This window comes from Vibrio sp. M260121 (genome assembly GCF_036533715.1).
In the GTDB taxonomy this organism is placed as follows: Bacteria; Pseudomonadota; Gammaproteobacteria; order Enterobacterales; family Vibrionaceae; genus Vibrio.
The window spans coordinates 40,617-63,716 of record NZ_JATABF010000006.1 but is presented as its reverse complement, the minus strand read 5'-3'; the positions used below and the strand labels follow the sequence as shown (position 1 = coordinate 63,716).

The 23,100-nt window shown below is 44.7% G+C and carries 20 protein-coding genes; 15 read left to right on the top strand and 5 right to left on the bottom strand.

Annotation, left to right across the window (positions count from 1 at the left end):
- Positions 1-79 precede the first annotated feature (79 nt).
- From QTO06_RS05635 to QTO06_RS05620, 4 genes are all read left to right on the top strand, one after another.
- Positions 80-2,509, top strand: coding sequence for a M64 family metallopeptidase (locus QTO06_RS05635; protein ID WP_331407117.1), 2,430 nt, complete (start codon positions 80-82; stop codon positions 2,507-2,509).
- Between the two features lie 78 nt (positions 2,510-2,587).
- The gene (locus QTO06_RS05630) at positions 2,588-4,300 is read left to right on the top strand and encodes a S8 family serine peptidase (protein WP_331407116.1); all 1,713 of its coding nucleotides are present in this window, start codon (positions 2,588-2,590) and stop codon (positions 4,298-4,300) included.
- Positions 4,301-4,752: 452 nt separating this feature from the next.
- Complete coding sequence (locus QTO06_RS05625; protein ID WP_331407115.1) at positions 4,753-6,030, top strand: methyl-accepting chemotaxis protein; 1,278 nt, start codon at positions 4,753-4,755, stop codon at positions 6,028-6,030.
- A gap of 511 nt (positions 6,031-6,541) precedes the next feature.
- Entirely contained in the window at positions 6,542-6,730 is a 189-nt protein-coding gene (locus QTO06_RS05620) for a hypothetical protein (protein WP_020197357.1), read from the top strand.
- A gap of 20 nt (positions 6,731-6,750) precedes the next feature.
- On the opposite strand, the gene QTO06_RS05615 is transcribed toward QTO06_RS05620, so the two are convergent.
- Entirely contained in the window at positions 6,751-8,034 is a 1,284-nt protein-coding gene (locus QTO06_RS05615) for a mechanosensitive ion channel family protein (protein WP_331407114.1), read from the bottom strand.
- A 295-nt stretch (positions 8,035-8,329) separates the two neighbouring features.
- Between QTO06_RS05615 and QTO06_RS05610 the strand changes: the two genes are divergently transcribed.
- Both QTO06_RS05610 and QTO06_RS05605 read left to right on the top strand, forming a co-directional pair.
- Entirely contained in the window at positions 8,330-8,893 is a 564-nt protein-coding gene (locus tag QTO06_RS05610; protein ID WP_005427746.1) for an HdeD family acid-resistance protein, read from the top strand.
- A 177-nt stretch (positions 8,894-9,070) separates the two neighbouring features.
- Entirely contained in the window at positions 9,071-9,490 is a 420-nt protein-coding gene (locus tag QTO06_RS05605; RefSeq protein ID WP_331407113.1) for a cupin domain-containing protein, read from the top strand.
- Between the two features lie 62 nt (positions 9,491-9,552).
- Here QTO06_RS05605 and QTO06_RS05600 read toward each other — a convergent pair whose 3' ends face one another.
- Positions 9,553-10,455 (bottom strand): DMT family transporter, encoded by a 903-nt coding sequence (locus tag QTO06_RS05600; protein ID WP_331407112.1) that lies wholly within the window; start codon positions 10,453-10,455, stop codon positions 9,553-9,555.
- Between the two features lie 120 nt (positions 10,456-10,575).
- On the opposite strand from QTO06_RS05600, the gene QTO06_RS05595 reads away from it, so the two are divergent.
- From QTO06_RS05595 to QTO06_RS05555, 9 genes are all read left to right on the top strand, one after another.
- A complete protein-coding gene (locus QTO06_RS05595; protein WP_331407111.1) occupies positions 10,576-11,058 on the top strand; it encodes a MarR family winged helix-turn-helix transcriptional regulator in 483 nt (160 codons plus the stop codon).
- 32 nt (positions 11,059-11,090) lie between these two features.
- The gene (locus QTO06_RS05590; protein ID WP_005442967.1) at positions 11,091-11,447 is read left to right on the top strand and encodes an MmcQ/YjbR family DNA-binding protein; all 357 of its coding nucleotides are present in this window, start codon (positions 11,091-11,093) and stop codon (positions 11,445-11,447) included.
- 116 nt (positions 11,448-11,563) lie between these two features.
- Positions 11,564-11,998: an Mpo1 family 2-hydroxy fatty acid dioxygenase gene (locus tag QTO06_RS05585; RefSeq protein ID WP_331407110.1), complete on the top strand. Its 435-nt coding sequence runs from the start codon at positions 11,564-11,566 to the stop codon at positions 11,996-11,998.
- 74 nt (positions 11,999-12,072) lie between these two features.
- On the top strand, positions 12,073-12,459 hold the full coding sequence (locus QTO06_RS05580) for an MAPEG family protein (RefSeq protein ID WP_331407109.1): 387 nt from the start codon (positions 12,073-12,075) through the stop codon (positions 12,457-12,459).
- A gap of 147 nt (positions 12,460-12,606) precedes the next feature.
- The gene (cyaB, locus tag QTO06_RS05575) at positions 12,607-13,155 is read left to right on the top strand and encodes a class IV adenylate cyclase (RefSeq protein ID WP_331407108.1); all 549 of its coding nucleotides are present in this window, start codon (positions 12,607-12,609) and stop codon (positions 13,153-13,155) included.
- A gap of 138 nt (positions 13,156-13,293) precedes the next feature.
- Positions 13,294-13,623, top strand: a complete 330-nt coding sequence (locus QTO06_RS05570; RefSeq protein WP_331407107.1) for a hypothetical protein — start codon at positions 13,294-13,296, stop codon at positions 13,621-13,623.
- A 202-nt stretch (positions 13,624-13,825) separates the two neighbouring features.
- A complete protein-coding gene (locus QTO06_RS05565) occupies positions 13,826-16,309 on the top strand; it encodes a PAS domain-containing hybrid sensor histidine kinase/response regulator (protein ID WP_331407106.1) in 2,484 nt (827 codons plus the stop codon).
- A 173-nt stretch (positions 16,310-16,482) separates the two neighbouring features.
- Complete coding sequence (locus QTO06_RS05560; protein ID WP_331407105.1) at positions 16,483-17,097, top strand: sugar O-acetyltransferase; 615 nt, start codon at positions 16,483-16,485, stop codon at positions 17,095-17,097.
- Between the two features lie 183 nt (positions 17,098-17,280).
- Positions 17,281-18,222 (top strand): DMT family transporter, encoded by a 942-nt coding sequence (locus QTO06_RS05555; protein WP_331407104.1) that lies wholly within the window; start codon positions 17,281-17,283, stop codon positions 18,220-18,222.
- A gap of 100 nt (positions 18,223-18,322) precedes the next feature.
- Here QTO06_RS05555 and QTO06_RS05550 read toward each other — a convergent pair whose 3' ends face one another.
- The 3 genes from QTO06_RS05550 to QTO06_RS05540 are packed head-to-tail and all read right to left on the bottom strand — an operon-like array spanning position 18,323 to position 23,083.
- Entirely contained in the window at positions 18,323-19,426 is a 1,104-nt protein-coding gene (locus tag QTO06_RS05550) for a sulfate ABC transporter permease (RefSeq protein WP_331407103.1), read from the bottom strand.
- A gap of 1 nt (position 19,427) precedes the next feature.
- On the bottom strand, positions 19,428-19,907 hold the full coding sequence (locus QTO06_RS05545; protein WP_009706043.1) for a hypothetical protein: 480 nt from the start codon (positions 19,905-19,907) through the stop codon (positions 19,428-19,430).
- 17 nt (positions 19,908-19,924) lie between these two features.
- Positions 19,925-23,083: a response regulator gene (locus tag QTO06_RS05540; RefSeq protein WP_331407102.1), complete on the bottom strand. Its 3,159-nt coding sequence runs from the start codon at positions 23,081-23,083 to the stop codon at positions 19,925-19,927.
- Positions 23,084-23,100: the final 17 nt, after the last annotated feature.

Below are 23,100 nucleotides of genomic sequence, written 5' to 3'. Positions count from 1 at the left end.
ATTGCCGAGGCCAATGCTTTTGGGCAAGGGCACCTTGTACTTGTCAGTCAGGTAAACGCTAGGAAACAAGGAGAAAAATATGATTAAACCAAAATTGAAGTTACTTGCTGTGGCACTATCGTGTTTCAGTGCTGTTCCACAAGCCGCTTTGGCTGATGTTCATATCGAAAAAGAGTTTCAGATCGAAGTGATGAGTGATGCCTCTAGGGTGGCATATACCGCAGAAGAGCTGGGGTTAGAGACACCAGCGCTCATCGCTATTGAAGTCCTTAATGACGACCAGCAGCGTGTCGGGTTACTGCATATTGAAAGCCCTTTATACTTGCAGTTTGAAGAATTTGAAGAGCAAACGGGTGAATTTGTCGCGGCCCATGAAAAGTGGTTTGAGCAAGGAATGGTGAGTTTAGATCATGCTCAGCAAGCGACGCTAGAGAAAGGAAGTTCTGTTCGTTTCTACAGTTTAAATGAGGCAGGCGAAGTTATTGAACTGCTGATGGTGCAGCCAAAGCCTTTGGTTTCCCTTCGAACGCGTAGTGTTTCCACGTCTGCCTACAAATTTATTGATAATGGGTCTCCAAATGAAAAAATCGATTTAGTTTTGTTGGGAGATGGATATACCGCTGAGGAGAAAGAAAAATTCCGAAGCGATGCAAAACTGATTACCGATGGCTTTTTTGCTAAGTCGCCTTATAGCGATTACCGAGACTATTTCAACGTTTGGTTAATCGAAAAAGCTAGCCAACAATCAGGTATCGGTATTGGTTCTCCACTCGACGGCAGCGCGTTTAAAAGCTATTTCCCAGACAGCTCAAGTCGAATGTTGCTACTCAAAGACCGTTTTGTTTCTCTGAATGAAGCTAAGTCTGTCCTACCGGAATCCGCGACTGAGATTTTCCTTGTTGTCTCCAACACAGAAAAATACGGTGGAGTAGGTTACGGAAATGTCGCCACCATGTCGACACACAGCAGTGCGGTTGGACTTGCCTTGCATGAAGTGGGTCATACCTTCGGCAAGCTTGCGGACGAATACAGCGTTGGTAACTGTAATCTGAACGGTGAACCCTCTGCAAAAAACGTCACGATGCAAACAAGTAATGTGAAATGGTCACATTGGATGGCACACGATCATGAGGTTGGTGTGTTCGAAGGCGCGCAGTACTGTGCGACTGGAAAATATCGTCCGACCAAAAACTCTTTGATGCGGGCTTTAGGAACGAACCTTGAATTTGGCTCAGTGAATAGCGAAGCCTTGATCCTTAAAATGTATGAGACGATAAACCCCGTTGTTTCAGTTTCTCCGTCTTTCAGTTCCATCGCATTGGAAGGTGAGCGAACTTTCCATGTATCGACACCTATTCCGACTGACAGAGTGGCTATTCAATGGTCCTTAAATGGAAAAGTTCTTTTAGAAGGTGATCAGGCGGCAATAACGGTAAACCCGACAACTCTCGACTCTGGAAGTCATGTTTTAAAAGTGGTCGTGAAAGACACGACTGAAAAAGTGAAACGTGACCCAAGCAAGCGTCTTATCAGTGAACGTCAATGGCAACTGAATGTCGCTGAGGATCCTCAGCCAGAGCCCCAAAACCGTTATCGTTACGCGCGCTTTGTTATTGATTCAGAAATTAAAGGACAAGACTTTGCTTCTGCGGCAGAGCTGACGTTTGTTGATCAAACAGGCAACACAGTGTCTCCGGATAACATGAGAATTGTCTCTGTTTCTAGCCAAGAAACTCAATATCCACGCCCGGCAAGCAATGCTATTGATGGTGACCCAGACACGTTTTGGCATTCACGTTGGAGCCAGTCTCCAGTGGGGAAAGCGCCACACGAAATCATCATCGACTTAGGTCAAAGTGTCGCGTTATCCCGCGTTGAATATTTACCGCGACAAGATGGCAACGTAAATGGTACGGCCAAAGATTACAGACTTTACTTGAGTAATACAATTGGACAGTGGGCATCACCAGTAAATAGCGGCACGTTTGCTCCGAATACGGAAGAAAAAGTGATTCTGGTCGAGTCGAAAGATGAGATCAACCAAGCACCGAACGCTATTGTTTCTCGCTCGCAAGGTGAATTGACAGGAACAGGAACCGTGATGTTAATCGGTGAAGAGTCTAATGATCCGGATGGTGACGGTTTAGTGTATCAATGGCAGCAGACTTCTCCTAAATCTCCACTCGCAGTTATTGAATCCCCTAAAGAAGCGAATACCCAAGTACAGTTTGCTGGCAGTACGAGTGACGTTACTTATCGGTTTACCTTAACCGTCAGCGATGGTGAGCTTTCAGACTCTGCAGAAGCAGTTATTACGCAAAAAGCGGAAGCGACGCAATCAAGCCCTAAATGGGACGCAGGGAAAACATACGCAACGCCTTGTGAACGCGTTTCTTGGAAAGAGAATGAATGGGAGAACCAGTGGTGGACTCAAGGTACGGAACCGGGCTCGGATGGAACATGGGGCGTTTGGCGAAAAGTTAATACCTCGAACAATCAGTGTTCTTAAATGCATGTTGCAAGAAACCTTAATTAGAAATACCAGCCACAAATTACGTATCTCATGGAATCTCATAAGGGTGAAAACATGAATAATTACAAGAGGTTATTTTTTTGCGCCTTGCCGATTGCGCTGCATTTACCTGCAAATGCATCTCAAAGTGAAACTTACATTGTCCTTCTCGATGATGTGGGTCAACAAAAGACAATGGCGCGAAGTACACAGGTGATTTCTGTCAAAGAAAAAGCAAATCAAGTATTGCAGCGTTTGGTGAATGTGTCTGAATCAGTTCATACACGTTCGTCCCGAACTCATAACCCCATTTGGGCTGACAATATCTACCAAAACCTCAATAGCTTCTCTGTAGAGCTATCGACAGGTCAAGCTGAGAAGCTAAAAGAGATGGCGGAGGTTAAAGGTGTTTATCCAGACGTTATCTTTAGCGCAGACGGTGTAAATAGCGAGAATTCACAACGAGTCGCTTCTTGGGGATTAGATCGTTCTGATCAACGTGAACTGCCTTTGGATGGGCAATATGAAGTAGGGCGATACACAGGAAAAGGCGTATCAATCTATGTTATCGATTCTGGTATCGATTTTGCTCATCCGGATTTTGGCGGTCGTGCTCAATCCGGTTGGGACTTTGTTGATAACGACAGCGATGCTTCTGATTGTCATGGCCACGGTACTCACGTTGCGGGCACAGCCGCTGGACGTCAATATGGTATCGCACCGGAGGCGGATATTTATTCGGTGAGAGTCTTGAATTGTGAGAACAAAGGTTGGGGAAGCCAGATCCTTAAGTCTTTTGATTGGGTCATTGAACATGCTAAGCAACAAGGTCAACCAGCGGTTATAAACTACAGTATTTCTCGAAGTACTCGTTGGGCTCCACTCGATCAAGCAGTTGATAGGCTCATTACTCAATACAACCTGCCATTTGTACACGCGGCTGCGAACAATAACACTGATGCCTGTACCAAAACGCCACACTCTGATTACTCAATAACGGTTGGGGCATCCACCAACGATGATTACCGTTGGTATAGCTCTAACTGGGGAGCGTGTGTCACGCTGTTTGCTCCAGGAGCTAACATTGTTTCTGCCCGAAACCATGGTGGTTATCAATCAATGTCTGGTACCTCAATGGCAACACCACATGTAGCAGGGCAAGTTGCACGATTGCTAGAAGAGGACCCTAAAGCCTCGCCAAGTGAGCTAAAACAATCGCTGATAGAAGATAGTACGGTAAACGCTCTGTACAACGTGGGCAGCGGTTCGCCAAATCGTTTGTTGTACGTCAAGAGCGAAGACAATACTGACGTAAACCAACCTCCAATTGCTGTTGCAACGAGCAACCAATACGAACTGACAGGGGCAGGGACGATAAGCTTAACTGGGGATGCTTCCAACGATCCGGATGGCGATCGATTGACGTATCAATGGCAGCAACTCGCCCCTGCAAGCCCTCTTGCCACAGTTATATCCCCTTCCGCCCCGAAAACGAGCGTAGGCTTTGATGAACAGGGGGCCGATGTAACTTACCGCTTCTTATTAACGGTAAGTGATGGCGTGACTTCTGATTCCGCAGAAGTGAGAGTGGTGCAAAAAGCATCACCTATCACTCCCAACAGTGTTCAATGGGAGTCGAGCAAAACTTACGCTTCTCCTTGTGAACGTGTCTCTTGGAAAGGGAGTGAATGGGAAAATCAGTGGTGGACAGTCGGTAACGAACCGGGTGCTGGTGGCACATGGGGTGTTTGGAGAAAAGTTGGAGATTCGAACAATCGATGTCGATAAACGCGAGTTTTCAATAGTGAATTAAATAGCTGTTTAGCCAAAGAAACAAAGGATGGTTGTTCATGACCATCCTTTTTGTTTTATAGCTAGAATCTTAAGCACTGTTTGAGCTTGGAGATAACAAATGCTTTTTTTATGGGGGAGTTAGAAATATCGAATAGTTTGTCTAATTCTTGGGTGAACCAAAGCATACTTTTACGATTAGGTTGGGAAATAATTTGTGGCTCTAAGTGATAAATTTGGAAAATAAATCAAATAACCAACAAGGTAAGAATTAACTGACGCTTTTCTACGCCCCGTCTGATTCTGCACAGAGATTAAGTTCAATAAAGTGGCAAGGGTCATCGAGCAGGGATGTGATTATATTTCGTTATAGGGTGAATAATCCCTTTCGGTGTTGATGACAGCTTCTTTAACTCACAATTGCCACTACATTGAGCGAGCTATCTCCTATGTTTTTTAAAAAGAAAGAAGAAATAAATACTGTCGATGTGAATATGGACTTTGTTAGATCGTTGTATTCATCGACTGCTGTGATTGAATTTGATCTTCAAGGTCATGTTTTGGACGTAAGTGACGCTTTCCTATCATGTATGGGATATGAAAGAACAGAGGTGCTCGGTAAGCATCACTCAGTGTTTTGTTCTCAAGAGTTAGTTTCATCCCAAACTTACTCAAATTTTTGGGATGATTTAAGGACAGGAAAAGAAAAAAGTGGCGTATTCTCTCGAAGAAATAAAAGAGGAAACGAGGTATTTATTGAGGCCACTTACTTTCCTATCTTTTCTCAAGGTCGGGTTGATAGAGTTGCCAAAATAGCTTCGGATATCACAACAGCGCATGCAACTAGTATGAATAACCAAGACCTCTTAACTGCATTAGATAAGACCTTTGCGGTGATTTCCTTCAGTCCGACCGGGGACGTGTTAGATGCCAATAAGGCGTTTCTTGATACTTTGGGCTATTCAAGAGAACAGGTGATTTTGAAACATCACCAAATGTTTTGCTTTGATGAGTTTTACAAAGAACACCCCGACTTTTGGAAAGACTTACAAAATGGAAGAGCCTTTAGCGGCCGGTTTTTGAGAAAGTCATCTATCGGAGAGAAGGTTTGGATTCAAGCATCCTACAACCCAATTTTTAATGAGAAAAATGAGATGTATAAGGTTGTTAAGTTTGCTACGAATATCACCTCAGAAGTGATGAGAGAAATTGAATCAAAAGATGCACTGTCGATTGCTTGTAGTACATCTGTTGAGACAGAACAAGTTGCAACGGATGGTAAAAACTCAATCTATCAAGCTCAAAAGCAATCATCTGCGGTTGTGGAGCAAGTGGCAAGTTCTGTCGCTTTGATTGATACGCTTAATGAGCTTTCTGCAAGTATAGAGAATATAGTCCAAGTCATCGGCAGTATCGCAGATCAAACCAATTTGCTTGCATTAAATGCAGCAATTGAGGCTGCGAGAGCAGGGGATCATGGGCGCGGGTTTGCCGTAGTTGCAGATGAAGTTCGTGTTCTTGCGTCGAAAACATCGAGATCGACAAATGAAATAAGTAAAGTGGTTTCAGACAATCTTGCGCTTACTAATCAGATATCAGCGTCGATGCATTTTATTCGTCAATCTTCTATGGAGGCCGATGAGCAGCTACTACTTGTCTCTTCAGTCATTGATGAAATACAAAGAGGGGCAGAGAACGTGGCAAAAAACATGTCCAATCTGACGTAACTTTTTGTAATTATTGAGATAGTCAAAAATTTCCGAATTAGCTCACTATATTTTGTCGATGAATGCTCACTAAAACAAAAAGGCTGATGAGCACAATGATGCTGTTTAGGTACTTGTCCTTGCTGCGTGAACATGTGGTTGAGTTACTTATGTCGACGGCGTGAAAAACGAACAGGAAGCTGTAAATTCAAACATTCGATATGGATTGCCAGTTAACGCTTGCTTGCGTTAAAAGGAGAGGTAAGGGGCCCATTATTTGCTTTCAAAGTGCATATATTACCGATAATTAATCATTTTTTATGGAATTTAATTCCTTTTTAAATCAAGCCAAAAATTAGACGGAAAGCTTTATTTTCAACGTATTAATACCGCTTTGAACGAAAAATCTGCGATTCTCGTAGGCATTCCATCGGAAAAGTTCTGTCATATGCTATCCAGACCACTATCGGTATTTGTAAGAATTATCGGTAAATCTATAAATGTTGGTCGGGGGATCATTGTGAAAGACAAAATGGAAACGTATTGGGTGCAGCTTGTAGACAAGGCAAGTACCGCATCTGATTTATCGGATTTGACGCGCTCAAGGTTACGAGGCTGTATTGGTAAATACGGTTTGCGTTACAAGGTGCAAGATGGCGTGCTAGCGGAGCATCGCTACAATCGCAAAGGCCTCACTCCTAGTTTAGAGAGTGAAGCATAGTCTTCACCCTCATTGTTATTTTATTGAGTGTTTTTGCTGGTGGTATTTTCTAATGCAATTTGTTTAGCGTCATTACTGGTTAGCATCTGGTAAGGACGCAAGCCAAATAAAGGCATAATAGAGTAGATGTGATCGAACAAGTCCGCCTGAACGCCTTCGTAATACGCCCAGTCGGTATTATTGGTAAAGGCATAAACTTGAAGTGGAATACCTTCTGGTGTGGGTTCTAATTGCCTAACCATGATCAGCATATATTGGTGAATATCTTTGTTGGCTTTTAGGTATGCATTAATATAAGCGCGGAACATGCCTAAGTTTGTCATATGACGAAGGTTACCAAATGCTGGTTCATCACTCATCTCTTCATTGTATTCATTAATATCACGCGATTTTTCATAAATATATTGGCGTAAAATTCGAATGCTTTTCAGCTTTTCAATTTCTTCATCAGACAAGAAACGAATTGATGTAACGTCGACATTAACGGAGCGCTTAATACGTCGGCCACCAGAATCAGACATGCCTTGCCAGTTGATAAATGCGTTCTGAACTAGTGCATAGGCGGGCAGCATGCTTACGGTGTTATCGAAGTTTCGGACTTTCACCGTCGTCAGGGAGATTTCTTCTACCGTGCCATTTGCACCATAGGCGTCCATCTGAATCCAATCGTTTAAGCTGATCATGCGGTTTGCAGAAAGCTGAATGCCAGCAACAAAGCCTAATATCGTGTCCTTAAACACCAGCATCACGAAACCCGTTGCGACACCTAAACCAGACAAGAAAATGACTGGGGATTCGTTGGCGAGAATCGACATGGACACCACGACGCCAACAAAGAAGGTGAACAGCTTAATCAACTGAACAAAACTCTTGATCGGCATTCTTTTGGTTATGCCTTTAAACGTCGCGATGTCATTCATAGCGTCGAGTAGGGCGAAGATCATCCACACAAAGATGACCAAGATAAAAATGCTTAAAATTCTATCGAAGATCGCCGCCAACCAATCATAATGACCGACAGCAAGTGGAATGAAGACATCAAGCACCATGATGGGAATGAGCAACGACAGCTTCTCTAGTACGTCATACTTGGTCAAGCTCTCAGCGAGTGGTTTGTTGGTTTTCATGAGAACGTTGTTAGCCGTTCTAACAATCAGGTGATGCACAATCAAATAGCTGAGAGCGGCCGCAGTAAGGCTCGCCAAAATAAAAACAGAGGTGAGTTCAATACCATAAGGGTCGCTGTTGATGCCTACTGAGCTGAGCTTTTCAGAAATGAAGGTGCGAATATGATGATCGAGCAAAATGTCATCCTCAAAAAAGTAGCCTGAATGAAAGGAGTGGGAACGTCTAAAGAAAAGTCAGGCAACTGGCGTTAGAAAAGCCACTAATCCTACTCTCCATCTCCGTGTTTTGCACTGGTTTAATCCAGCAATCTTGAAACTTATTATTCAAAAATAGCGTATAGGCGATGATGTGATACGGGGTTAACATCCATTTATGCAAACAGGACACGTATTTCTGTTAAGTCTGTGAACTCTCTATATTTTATTAGACTAGACTGAAAAGGCGGCTCGCGTTTAATTCAAGAGGCATTCAATGGAAAATTCTAATCAATCACAACAGCCTACATTCCTATCTAAAGGCTGGAAATACTTCGTTATCGTTGGCGTTATCATCGCACTAATGGGCATTGGTGCCATGAGTTTGCCTGTACTGGCAGGCGTGACGATCTCAACTATCGTGGGTGCAGTACTCTTGTTCAGTGGTCTGGTTCAGGCTTACCACACATTCTCCATCAATGTTTGGAAAGAGAAGCTTTGGTACGTATTAAGTGCAGTACTGTATATCGTCGGTGGTCTGTTTATCTTGTTCAAACCACTGGCGGGCCTTGTCACCATTACCATGTTGATGGTGATTGTGATGATATTAAACGGTTTGACTCGTATCTTCTTTGGTTTGAGCAACCGTAGCCTACCAAGCAGCAACGTTATTGTATTCAGTGGCGTAATTTCAGTGCTAATCGGTGGTTACTTCTTCATGCTACTCGATGATCCTGCATTCTCAACCACGCTATTGGGCACGTTTGTGGGCATCTCACTACTGATTGAAGGTATCAGCTTCATCTTTATGGGCTTACAAATGAAAAAGCTTTCCCAATAAAGACGCTATTTAGCGCTAAGACTTTGTGAAATAGAGAATGCCTGCCGATTCGGTGGGCATTTTTTATGGACGACTTAAAATCGCTCTCAACCTCACATATTTACTATTCAAGTCAGGCTCATATCTGAATCTCTCTTACTGTTAAAACAAAGGTAATCAATAAACAAGGAGAGGATTGTGAAACCGATTCAAGCTGCAGTGATTGTACTTTCATTGGTGTTTAGCTCTGTATGGGCAGACACCCATTTGCCAGATTCAGTAGAGACCGACGTAATCCTCAAGACGACAACCAGTTGGGATGGCACTACGTTGCCAGAATACCCAAAAGGCCAATCGGAAGTCACCATTTTGAAAATTACTGTCCCGAAGGGCGTGCAGCTTCCCGTGCACCAACATCCTGTCATTAATGCGGGCATTGTGCTGAAAGGGGAAATTACAGTCACGAAAAAGGATGAAGAGAAGATCGTACTGAAAGCCGGAGACGCAATTGCAGAAGTCGTCGACCAATGGCACTTTGGCGCAAATACGGGTGATGAGCCGGTAGAGATTTTGGTGTTTTACGCTGGAGTGAAAGATAAGCCGATAACGGTGAAGTGAAGAAAGCAGAACCAAAAAGCCCGAGCACAAACTCGGGCTTTTGTTTTTCACGTTGCAGAGCGTTATGACTCACAAGGCTTTGCGTGATTGATGCTGCGTTTTTGTTTAAACGACATTACCAGTTGCGGAACGAGCGACATTAAGATCATGCCAAGCATCAAGCTGTATTGTACGGGAGTGAAGCTTTCGCCCATCAAGACTAAGCCAGAAACAATGCCAGCGACTGGGTTTGCGATACCACCAAAGGTAAAGTCCACCACTGACATGCGTTGCAATAGCCACACGTACATGCCGTAACCAAGCGCAGTGTTGAGTACGATAACCCACAATAAACCACCGACGTTTCTTAATGATGTGCTTTCTAGGGCACTCACATACGGCGCTGGATTAAAGCTCGCCAAGATGGCTACGGCGATAGAAAGAATGATACCACCTAAAATGAGTTGCCATGTTAGCACCGTCCACCAGTGCATTCTTGCTCCAAGAGATTTGGTGACGCTACTGCCGATCACGATACACATGATTGCAGAGAGCATTGCGATTAAGCCAATGGGGTTAAGTGTGATCGAGCTAGGATCAAACAGGAACCATGCTAGTGCAATCAGCGCTGCGCCACTTATCCCTTGAATCAAACTTGGTTGTCGCTTGTACACAACCCAGCCAAACAGCATCGCAAACACTGGTACAGAAATCATACCTACGCCAGAAATTGCAGAAGGCAAGGTCAACGCCATAACAAAGATGAGTCCGAAGAAGAGGGCGATATTGATTGTGCCGAGTACCAGTAAGATCTTCCAATCTTGTTTCTTTGGTAAGGATGGTTTGATAGCAAGCAACAAAAGGCCAGCCGGCAAAGCTCGCAGCGCGCCAAGCAACACTGGTGGCCAGTCTGGCAAAGTAAACTGTGTCACGGCGTAAGTGGTGCCCCAAAAGAACGCCGGAATCATCGCGAATAAAATATTCATGTTAAATATCTTTACGTTGAGGTAATTTATTGTAAAGGTACGCTCGTGATGGCTTTTTGTAAAGTATCTTTATGTTAAAATAAATTCGTAAATCAAAATGTCTTTGGAGATGAAAGGGTAATGGACGCAATTGATAGAGTGGTAAGCCTGTGGGCTAAGGAAAAGCCGGAGCTCGACACCGAACCGATGGCGATCATGGGGCGTTTGATGAGAATCGCAAAGCACATGGAGAACCACGTCGCCAAGCTGCACAAACGTTACGACCTCAAAATGGGCGAGTTTGATGTATTAGCAACGCTGCGACGCAGTGGTCAACCATATCGATTAACGCCATCGGAGCTGATTTCATCAATGATGCTGACGTCCGGTGCCATGACAAATAGGCTTGATAAGCTAGAGAAGAAAGGTCTGATTGCGCGTGAGCACAGTAAAGAAGATCGTCGCAGCGTCACTGTTGAACTCACAGAAAAAGGTTTCGAGCTGATTGATTCACTGATAGAACAGCACCTTCAAGCGCAACATGAGCTGATGGGGTCTTTGAGCAGTGCAGAAAAAGGGCAGGTTAATCAGGCGTTAAAGCTACTATTGCCGCAGTATGAGTAGAGCCAAATCATGGGATTGAAAGAGGGTTACGGATGAATATTAAAGAGTTAGAGCAATTTCTTGATACTTTCATGTGTGCAGAAAGCAGCTTTCCATTTGGCCCCGAAGCTCTCGTCTTCAAAATTAAAGGCAAGATGTTTGCGGTTTTGGCACAGCGCCACGGACGAGAGTATGTGAGCCTGAAAGTCGCACCTGAAGATGGGGAAGTGCTAACGTCCCAGTTCACCGATATAACGCCGGGTTATCACCTAAACAAACGCCATTGGATTACGGTTTACTTCAATGGCGATGTTGAAGATGGCTTCGTGCAGGATTTGTGCGAACGCTCGTATGACCTAGTGGTTGCTAAACTAACGAAAGCGCAGCGTATTTCATTGGGATATCAGTAACATAGTTTGTGCTTGGTCACAGATACTTTGTTTATTATCAATATCTTCGGACAAAAACTCGCACCTTTAACTCGCACCGACTATATAAATGTTATAGCGATGTTAAAGGTGAAGTTATGCGTGAACTCTCTGAATGGTTAGAAGCTTACGGTGAAAGCCATCGAAACCCAATCAATCAAAAGATTCATAAAGTGGCGGTGCCGGGTATCTTTTTATCCGTGGTTGGGTTGATTTGGTCTATTCCGCAAATTCCTTTGTTTGGATTCAATCTTAATTGGGTGTGGGTCGTTGCTTTACCCGCATGGATCTTCTACTTCCGGTTGTCTCTCAGTGTGTTCATGATGATGATTGGCTACACCGTTGCGTGTATTGGCCTGACCTGGTCGATGGACATACTCGGTTGGCCGGTTTTACAGATTTCGATGCTGCTTTTTGGTGTGCTTTGGATTTTCCAGTTTATCGGGCACAAAATCGAGGGGAAGAAACCATCGTTTTTTGAAGACGTTCAGTTCCTCTTAATCGGGCCAATTTGGGTGTTTCGTAAGCATTAATGAGAGAAGTAAGCAGTCGAGCAAATTAGAAATTGCTAAACTTAATTTATGAATCATTTTCACGAATCCTTGTTATGCCTACCGCACTGTTTGTCTTAGTCTTTGTCAGTTTTATTCCTTATGTTTTAGCCGGCCTTGGGGGCTATGCCAAAGTCCAGCAACTCGGCCATTTAGATAACCATCATCCACGTTTGCAAGAGAGAAAACTCAGTGGTCGAGCCGCAAGAACCATCGCGGCGCAGTCGAATGCTTGGGAAGCGTTGGCGTTTTATAGCGCAACCATTCTTACCGTGAGTTTGAGTGGTGTTCCATGGTCTGATCTCTCCATGCCTGCGATTGTGTTTGCTTTTACCCGAATGGCACATCCCGTCATGTACATTGCGGATATTGCCATCGGCAGGACTCTGGTCGTTATCGCTGGCATCGCAAGCTGTGTGTATATGCTTTCTCTCACGTTTTAAGTTTTGTGCCACGTTTTGCACAAAGTTATCTTGTGTATCAGGCCAGCAGTGGAGCTCATGCTACTCTTTCGCCAAATTTAAAAGTCCTTTTACCTTGTGAAAAACAGAATAAAAAGTCCAAGCGAACAGTTGTAGAGAGGTAGGCGCGTGAGTGCACAAGATCATTTTCAGGGTCAGTTTGAAGTTGAATTGAAATACCGAGTGAAAGACAAGCGAGCGTTTTTAACCGCGCTAAGCAGCTTACAACACGAAGTGATGTTCGAAGATAACCAAGAATCAGATTGGTTTTACGATACGCCTGATCGCAAACTGACCAAAGAAAACAAAAGCTTGGTGATTCGTGAAATTGAACCATCTGGCATTAAGCTTTGGATTGTTAAAGGCCCAGAAGAAGATCGTTGTGAAGCGACAGACATCAACAAGTCTCACGCGGCAAAAAGTATGTTAGAGAACATGGGTTACGAGGTCATCCTTCATACTAAGAAGGCTCGCAGCATCTACTTTGTCGGTGAATTCCATATCACGCTTGACCACCTTGAAAGCATCGGTTATTTCGCAGAATTCGCGATCATGACTGACGATGAAAGTGCATTAGGGCATTACAAACAAAAACTGCAAGCACTAGCAGGCATGTTTGGTTTGGATGAGTCCAACCGAGAATTGCGCTCTTACAAACAAATGTGGACCGCTCAGTAAAATCCCCGTCATTTCTTATTGGTCTGACAAGCAACTCCCTCCAATCGCACTATGATTAAAGTAGTGCGAGCTACCGTCTCGCATCACCATTCCATTTTGCAGATTGATGGTGACAATGTCACTTATACGGAGGGGGAAATGTACAATCGCGAGCACAAATACGTGTATTGGCGAGAAGAGCGCAAGAAAGGCAAATGGCACTACATTATGAAGTCTTTCTTGATGATTTGCTGTGCGTTGTTGGTTGGCAAGGTTATTGGCTTGTTTGTCTTTGGTGAGTTGCAAACGGTAAGGGATATTACAGAGCAGTTTCCTGCCGATGTTTTCATCATGATGCTGGTGGGATTCCCCATTAGCGTTATTGGTTGGTATCACGAAGAGTCGAAATTCTTCAGAGCCTTAAAGCGCCGAAATAAGAAGTTTAAAGCGCGTTTAGAAAGTCGAAAAAAAACAAACAAGCCAGTTTAGAAAGATGCCGCAAGATTCGAACTTTGCGGCATTTTTGATCCCGCCAGTTCGCCGTTTTCTGCTCATTAGGTTCATGTGCGATTTTGTCTTGGTGGAGTTTGCTCCAAAAGGTTAACCCTAAATGATTATGAGAATTAACCGGTTACATATCCTACACTTATTGATGTGAAAGCGGTGAATTCGCGCAAGGAAGCATGTGCTCATGGCAAAAAAGCTCTCTAGGTTTAGTCCAAAAGCTCTATTACTCATTTTTATTGGGATGACTGCACTCATTTACGGAGTCATTTCACTTATTGTGTTATCTCAAGAAAGTCAGGCGACAATAAAACAACTCCAAAAGGGGAATGGTCGGTTTGAGCTAGAGTCGGCCAAGATCTTCATGGAGAAGTACTTAGAGGTAGCGGAAGACCGAATCGTCCTTGCATCCCAATACCGTGGGGTTATCGATGCCGTGGTTGACAATGATGTTGAAGGGTTAGCGTTCCAGTTAGAGCGTTTTAAAGGCCAACATCAAACGATGCAATTTGCAGCAAGAGATGTTAACGGCGATTTGTTGTTCGAAGACACTTTCCGTCACCCCGCATCTGAGCAAGAAGTCGCGATTTTTAATGCGCTTTCCGAGTCTCGATTAAATGAGCGCATCGTGTATCTGCTGCACGATGATACTAATCACATCTGCTTAAAGCTGTTTATGCCCCTTGTTAATAACGGTGATTTTGTCGGGGTGCTATATGGTGAAACCGCTGTCGACTACGATGACTTTTTTGGTTCGTTCGTAACAGGAAGAGAGCGTTGGTATGAACTCAGTCAAACCATTCCACCGCTTCCTGAACTGGCTCACCTAACCGAAACACAGGCGCAAGACCATCTCTCCCATAGCCATGAGCACGTTCCAACAGTAAGCGAAATCGACCGATGGATTATCAACAAAGAACCGTTGAGTCGAGGTAATTTACTTTTGACTCAAGGTGTTAGTAAATCCTTCTTGGATGAGCAATTAACGAATCTCCAAAGCAGTTTGTTAAAGGGCTTAATTGGTGTACTGATCGTGAGTTCGATTATCGTGACAGTCATAGGAAAAAGGCTGTTCGTTAACCCACACCGTGAGTTAGAGAAATCCAAGCGGGAGCTAGAAGATTCTAACCTTCAATTGAAAGAAAAAGAGAAGGAGAGCGAGTTACTTGCGACCGTTGTTAAAGCCGCGAGAGATGCCATTGTTATTACGGACCACCACGGAAAGGTTGAGTGGGTAAACAAGGCGTTTGAATCCATGACGGGTTATCAACTCGATGGCATCAAAGGGTTAGCTCCGGGCGCTTTCTTGCAAGGTGCTGATACTTCACCAGAGACGATTTCAGACATAGGAAGCGCGATTCGACAGGGTGAGCAAGTTAGGACAGAGATACTTAACTATACGATAAACAAACAGCCTTATTGGATTGATATCGATATTATCCCATTGAGGAATGAGCAAGGTGTTGTTGAGCGGTTTATTGCCATTGAACGTGACATCACAGAAGTGAAACGCTTAGAGAGTGACCTTGAAACTGAGGCATTGAAGGCAAGGCACGCCAACGAAGCGAAATCGGCCTTTTTAGCGACGATGAGTCATGAAATCAGAACGCCGCTTAATGGGCTCTTGGGAATGCTACAAATACTGTTCGATGACATCCGAGACCCGGAACAAAGGAAAGTGCTACGACTCGCATTGAACTCGGGTGAACACTTGCTCTCGATTCTCAATGACATCTTAGATTTAGCCAAGGTAGAAAGTGATGCGCTTGCACTCGACATTCATCCTTTCAAAATGGCAGACATCATTACTCCGGTGGAAGTGACTTATCAGAGCTTGTGCTCAGAGAAAGGCATTGTGTTCAGCGTGGATAACCAATGCAGTGATGAATGCCAATATAGCGGTGATTCTGTGCGTATTCGGCAGGTTTTACTCAATCTTGTCGGCAATGCGCTAAAGTTTACTAACGCTGGTCATATTAACGTTACCATCAAAGCGCTAGAGTCGCCCTTCGTAGAATTTTGCGTAGAAGACTCCGGTATCGGTATTCCTCAAGATCGTATGGATTCTATTTTTAATGAATTTGAACAAGCGGAAGTGTCGACGACTCGGCAGTATGGTGGCACCGGGTTGGGCTTAGCGATTTGTCAAAAATTAGTGACTCTTATGAATGGCCAAATCAGTGTTGAGAGCGAGTTAGGAAAGGGAAGTCAATTCCGCTTTGTGATTAGCTTACCGAGTGCTTCAGGCGATTCCATTGCGGAGAAAACAGAGGATGCGAAGGTTGAAGATCTCTCTTCCGTTCATGCACTGATTACGGACGACAACCGGATGAATCAGATCATCGCAAAAGTCTTTTTAGATAAGTTAGGGGCGAAAAGTCACACATGCAGCAGTGGACAAGAAGCGCTGAACTTGTTGAACGAGCAGTCTTTCAATCTCATCATTATTGATAACCATATGCCAGAAATGAGTGGTATTGAGGTCGTTAAGCGAATCCGTGAGCAAGGGCTGGATGATGTCTTGATCTTCGGTTGGACAGCGGATGTGATGCAGCAATCGACACAATCTTTTATCGATGCGGGTGCCGATGAAGTTCTTGCCAAACCGCTCATTAAAAAGGATCTCATGGATGCTTTGTCTCGGCATCTGCCCAACGCGTCAAAGGAATAAACGTCGCATTTTTGTCTGTGAAGAAACAATACATCATCGGTGAAAGCGTGCCTTGGGTTCATGACTTCACCTTGCTGACAAAGTAAGGCGCGAATTTCATGACTTTTGGCAAGCCTTTCTTATTCTTACTCTGCTAAATTCCAACCAAGAACATCCCCTCAACAGGAATAATAATGGATAAGAAAACCATGTTGCACAGCCAAAAAGTGTACTTCTGTAATGATGAAGAGTTGGCGGCAATGCAAACCGAATGTCTTGAGACCTTATACGATTACAATCACACACGTCCTTCGGAATCAGAAAAGCGGGGCGAGATACTCGGACGTCTGCTCGCGTCTGTTGGTGAGAACTGCTACATCGAACCGCCTTTAAGGGCGAACTGGGGTTGTCACACCTACCTTGGCGACAATGTTTACGCAAACTTCAATCTGACTTTGGTCGACGATACCTACATCTACATTGGAAATAGCGTGATGATTGGGCCTAATGTAACCATTGCAACGGCAGGACACCCAATCGATCCTGACCTGAGACGAGACGTCGCACAGTTCAACATGCCGGTTCGAATCGGAGATAACGTATGGATTGGTGCAAACTCGGTGGTATTACCGGGTGTGACGATCGGAGAAAACTCGGTGATTGGCGCGGGCAGTATCGTAACTAAGGATATTCCTGCCAATGTGGTGGCCGTTGGTAACCCTTGTCGAGTGCTTAGAGAGGTCGGACAATACGATAAAGAGTACTATTTTAAAGACCGTAAGCTTGAACAAAATATGTTCAATGGTTAGTCTAAACCTTCTACCCGAATAGGAAAGTAAAATGATCATCCGCACAACCAACCTCTGGTGGCTCCTCCTTCCAATGCCAAGCAGTCGGTAGGTTGAGTTGTGCCTGGCTGCGAGTAGATGCAGCCAGAATCGTATTCTATCTCGTAGCCTTGTTTGAATGTTATCAATCATCAAGGAGAGAAAATGAATACGGCAACCGATTCCAGCCCTAGTTCAGAACATCAACCTCAAAAGAAGCCTGTTAGTACAATGACTGTTGGCGTCATGTTTGCGCTCGCCGGTACGCTGTTATTTTCAATTAAACCTGTGTTTGTCAAACTCGCGTATCAACATGGCGGTGACGCGGTGAGCATCATGACGCTTCGAGCAATGAGCTCGCTGCCTCTTTACCTTTGTATTCTCTTCTCTATGCTGCGTGGTTCCGAGAACCGAACGAAAGTGAAACACCACGGAATCAAAGCCGCCGCGATTGGTGTGCTTGGATATTACTTAGCAAGCTATCTCGATATCACCGCACTTAACTACATTTCTGCTCAACTTGAACGTTTATTGCTGTTCTTATTCCCGACTTTTGTCGTGTTAATTATGTGGTTTAAAGAGGGGCAATCAACCAATCGTCAGGTGCTGTCAGCCGTATTGGTTGGGTATTTGGGAGTGGGGCTGATTGTGGCCCATGACCTTTCTCACTATGGTGAGCAGATCTGGCTTGGCGGCGGATTGGCGATTCTTTCTGCATTTGTGTTTGCTGTGTATTTGGTGTTGAGCAAAGCCAGCATCGCGAAACTAGGGAGTACCATGTTTACCAGCATCGGCATGGGCAGTGCCGGTGTCGCCATTCTTATTCATTTATCGTTTAGCTCGTTACAGTTGAGTTCGATGAACAATGAACTCATCACTATTGGTGTGTTGCTGGGCATCTTTTGTACCGTCATTCCTTCTTATTTGATTGCTGCTGCCATGGCACGGCTGAACCCTGCGCATTTGAGTTTAGTGAGTAACATCGGTCCAGCAATGACGGCGTTGTGTGCCATTTTCATATTGGACGAAGCATTTACTTGGTTTCACGCTTTAGGGATGGTGCTGACCATTGTCTCGGTCGTCATGATTAACCGATTCAAATCATAAGTCGGTACAACGGCAAAGGACGAAAGAAAGGGTGATGTTTACAGAAGGATAATGTTTATAGAGGAAAAGGCAGGTCGATGAGTGTCGACCTGCCAAAGGGTTAGAACACAAAGTTAAGCATAATGGTGTACATATTAGCGTCGTCATCGGAAGGGCTAGAGACGAACGCGCCAGAGGCGTCACGATAAGCCTTGAAGTGTTGCCACTCTGCATTGAGCGACACATTGTAGTGAAGATCGTATCTCACACCGAAGAGGTAACTATCGCCAACTCGATGTTCATGATCATCAAACTGCTGGCCATAGGTCGCATAAGGTGTGAACCTGTTTAAGTTGTAAGTACCTTGCACATACCAAGCGGAAGCAATGTCGTTGGTTTGCCCTTCCACGGTTAACGTCAGCGCATCAAACTCGTATTCTGCACCGAGAGAGAACAGCTGAATGTTTTGGTCTTTCGCTTTAATGGTTTGATCCGGAATCTGAACGATGCCCACACCAGGAATATTGGTGGTCAGGTTACGCAGTTTGGTCTCTTGATCGTAATTTGAGTCTAAATACGTAAAGTTCCAGCGATAGTAATCCCCACTCAGGATAAAGTTCACACCGTACATTTCATTGGTTTTAAACGTTAGCTCAGTATTGGCGTTAAAGTCGACGGTGCTTTCATCATGAAAGCCAATAAAAGGCGTTGTGGTTAACGTCATGCTGTCGTTGAGATCGTAGTTCCACAAGAATGAAATGCCATTAAAGGCGGTAATCCCCAAGATACTGTCGTAAACCTCGTTTGGTGGGCGTGCTGGCGTGAACGCATGCCCCACATAGTAATACTCGGAGGCCAAGAACACCGGCATTCTTAAGCGACCCCCACGAAATTCAACATTACCGTAGGTGTAAGCAAGATAAGCCCATTCAAGTTGAGGATCGCTCCAGTGATCTTGCGGTCTTTTCACCACTTGGGCAGAAGCTTTAAAGGCATCGTAGTAGAAGTCGAGCTGAACGCCGAACGTGGTATCACAGTCGTAACAGTTTTCGTCGTCGATAAATCGGTTCACAAAGACGGGTGTTTCATTGTCGGTGGTAGCCCAAGACGTCGAGCCAAAACCGCTCAATGATAAGTTGTCCGTTAATTCTATTGCCGCCAAGCTCGGAAAGGCCACACTGCTAAGCGCTGCTGCTGCTATTGATGCGATGAGTGTTTTCTTCATATTATTTCTCCGAACTTACTACGTAGAGGATTTGTGCATCAGAAGGGAGGCTACTCACCGGTGCATAGCCAATGCGATTCGGCTTTTCTTTCATCCAGGCTAATAGGGCATCCATGTTGGAATTGTCGATAACTTTTGGTGGACGCGCTTTGCCAGAGAACGACAAGCTCGCCCAGTGCGCGTTCATTTGCGCGATGTTTTTGTTGAGTAAATAGCGATAAAACTCTGAGCGTTCTGAGGAAGTATCAGGCCAATCAGACAGCTCAATACGCTTACCTTGCAAACGCTTAGTCTTACCACGATAAAGCTTTCTTGCTTTGGTGATACTGAGCTCATCAAAGCCTGAGTCGAGAGAGAAAATCGCATACTGGTCTGCCGCCAATGCTTCGCTATCAAAAGACATTAACAGGGCAAAGGCGATCATTGCAGTAGAGAGTGATCTCAACACTTTGTTTTTGTTCACTAAGAAATGGGTATCCATGGCCATTACCTTATCCGTTAAATCACACTTTCAATTTGGTGAAGAAGTTTTTCTTTTCTCACCGGCTTTGGCACATAGGCATCCATACCTGAGTCGTAACAGCGCTGAATATCGTCGTCCACCACACTTGCCGTCAGTGCAATGATCGGGGTTTTAGGCAGACCAGAAACTCGTTCATAAGCGCGAATTTCTTTTGTCGCCTGAAACCCATCCATCACTGGCATCATGCAATCCATCAAGATGATGTCGAAGCTGTTATCTTGTTGGAACATGTCTAAGGCAATTTGACCATTCTCGGCTATCTCAAATTGATAGCCCGCTTTGCTCAGCAGCAATGACGCAACCTTTTGGTTAACGGTATTATCTTCGACCAACAAGATCCGTTCTGAGCGGCTTGGCAAGGTGTTCATTGCCGGCTCTTCAGGCTTGTCTGCCGGGCGAGTTTTTGCTGCGGCGCTGATTGGGGGTGGCACAGCGGTTGATGTGTCCACTTCTGGAGCATCAACGGCTTTTGCCAGTTTTTCTTTGAGGGTGTTAGCTTTGAATGGTTTGGGTACATAGTCATCCATGCCGACATCAAAACACTTCTGGATGTCGTCATCGACCACACTGGCGGTTAGCGCAATGATTGGAATGCGGTAATTGCGGTTCTCTTCTTTTTCGACTTGGCGGATTTTCTCTGTTGCTTCAAACCCATCCATAACGGGCATCATGCAGTCCATTAGAATCAAGGCGTATTGGTTCTTCTTGAACATGTCGACCGCTTCTTGCCCGTTGGCGGCGAGGTCGAACGTGAAGCCGGCTTTTGTCACATGTAAGCCCGCAATTTTTTGGTTTACTGTGTTGTCATCGACCACCAAGATTTTGTTTTTGGTATTGGCTGTCACGTTTGCCGCGGCTCGTTGAGCAGTTTGGCTAAATTTGGCCTCACAGTTTTCAAGCGCTTTCACCAAACGTTGGCCGAGCAGAGGTTGCGTGATCATTGCGCTGACGTTTTCGCCGAAATCAAATTGATCGCTTTGCAGATGTTTGATTAGACAAACGCGTACGTTTTGGGTCTCTAATCGGTGGAAGGCATCTTCGCTCTCCATCGCCGCATTTGGTCGCGTTTCAGCGTAGATGACAATGACGTGTTCTTTGTCGTTAATCCACGTTGGGAGGGCGTCTAAGCTCGTCACGGATTGATGAACCGCAATGCGATAGAAGTTTAGCTCATCACGTAGTGTGCTTTCCATTGCGGCATCTTCACAAACCAACCAAATTTGGCTGTTGGCCGCGGCATGTTTGGCATCAAAGTCTAGCTGAACAACAGAAGGGGACAGTTGGAAGAAAAAGCGACTGCCTTGGCCTTTTTCGGATTCTAATTGAATCTTACCGCCCATTAACTCAACGAGCTGAGTACTGATTGCTAAGCCAAGACCGGTACCACCAAACTGGCGTGTTGTAGAGTCGTCTTCTTGTGCAAATGGTTCGAAGATTTTCTTCTGTTGCTGTTCGTCGATACCGATACCTGAATCTCGAACAGAGAACTCCATGACCGCATTAGAGCCAGAAACACTATGGGTGGTAACAGAAAGAAGCACCGTGCCTTTTTCCGTGAACTTAACCGCGTTAGACATAAAGTTCATCACTACTTGGCGTAAGCGGTGATCATCAATCATCAAACGGAAAGGTGTGTTACGACTGATGTTCACTTGAAGATCGATGCCTTTCTCTTTGGCTTTAGGCGAAACGATAGAAGCGATGTCGTAAATAGACTCGCGAACACAAGTTGAATGCGGGCTGATAAGTAGCATGCCCGATTCAATTTTAGAGAAGTCTAGAATGTCGTTAATCAAGCTCAACAGTAGTTGCGACGACGTCTCGATAGTATCCACATAGTCGCGTTGCGTGGCAGTGAGGGAGGTATCAGATAACACTTCTGATATACCGATAACACCGTTAAGTGGCGTTCGTATTTCATGCGACATGTTAGCAAGGAAGCTACTTTTTGCTTTGCTGGCTTTGATTGCATCGTCTTTGGCGCGTTCAGCGTCTTCTTTTGCTTGTGTCAGTTTGATGTTGGCTTGTTCACGCTCATAACTCAGTCTTTCCACTTCTTGAGCAAACTTGCTTAACTCATCTTTACCTTTAACGAGCTCTTCAAGCGGCGATTCCTCACTGTAGCTATCACGACGAAGAAATTCCAAAACCAACTGAAGATTACTCGTCACTTTACGAACCAGACGTAACGCCAAGCTAATCACCAAAATGGTAATGACAGACATGATACCGATGAACATCAAGCGCTGTTGGTTTGCAGTCGTAATTGCATGATCTACGTCGGCTTTCAATTGCTCGGTCATTTTGTTGTCGACGTTTTTAAGCAACGCTAAGCGTCCGTTTAATGCAGTTAAACCTGCGGCAACTTCACCTTCTGGCAGAGTGCTGAGCGCTTCTTCGTTGAACAGATAGCTTCTGAACTCTTGGCTAAGGACGAACACTTCATTGGTGAATGTTTCGATCAACAGTTCAACTTGTTGTTGGTTGGCATTAAGTGTGACGAAGCGTTCAAGGAACAATTGTTGGTTTTTGACGAGCGATTCAATCTCGCTGCTGATGTCAGCGTCATAAAATTGGTTTTGCTCAACGGAGTAAATCAGATATTGGCTAAGTCGGTTTTCTTCTTTGGACCAAAACATCAACCATTCAATCTGCATAAGGGCAGAGAGGTGGGCTTGGATTTCGAATGTAGCGTCATTAAAAGGGACTTTTTCTAACGCCAATAGAATCTGCTTGTAGGTGTCTGCGCGCCACTCTGCAACGTCTAAACGTTCATCCATGTCCGTTGTTGTTGCGAGAGAAAGACTGGCTTCTTCCAGGCTCGCGAGCAGGTCCGCCATTTCTACGCCATTGTCGGCAAAGATATTCTTGGCTTCATTATTGAGCGACTGCGTGACGGTTTTGATCTCCGACTCTTTGTCTGACACTTCGCTGTTATTCGGCAAGTTATACAGATAAGAGACGCTATCCATATAGTCGGAAAACAGCTGCGCTTTCTCCAGATCTTGAGCCTGAGTGGAAAGCCTGTGAACTTGTTGCCCCGCAAGAAAGAGGAGTAAAACGATGGGTAAAAAAACTAAGCTAAACAGCTTGTGCTTAACAGATAGGTTATTCCATGAAAACGATCCGACCACTGTGAATGCCCATATAC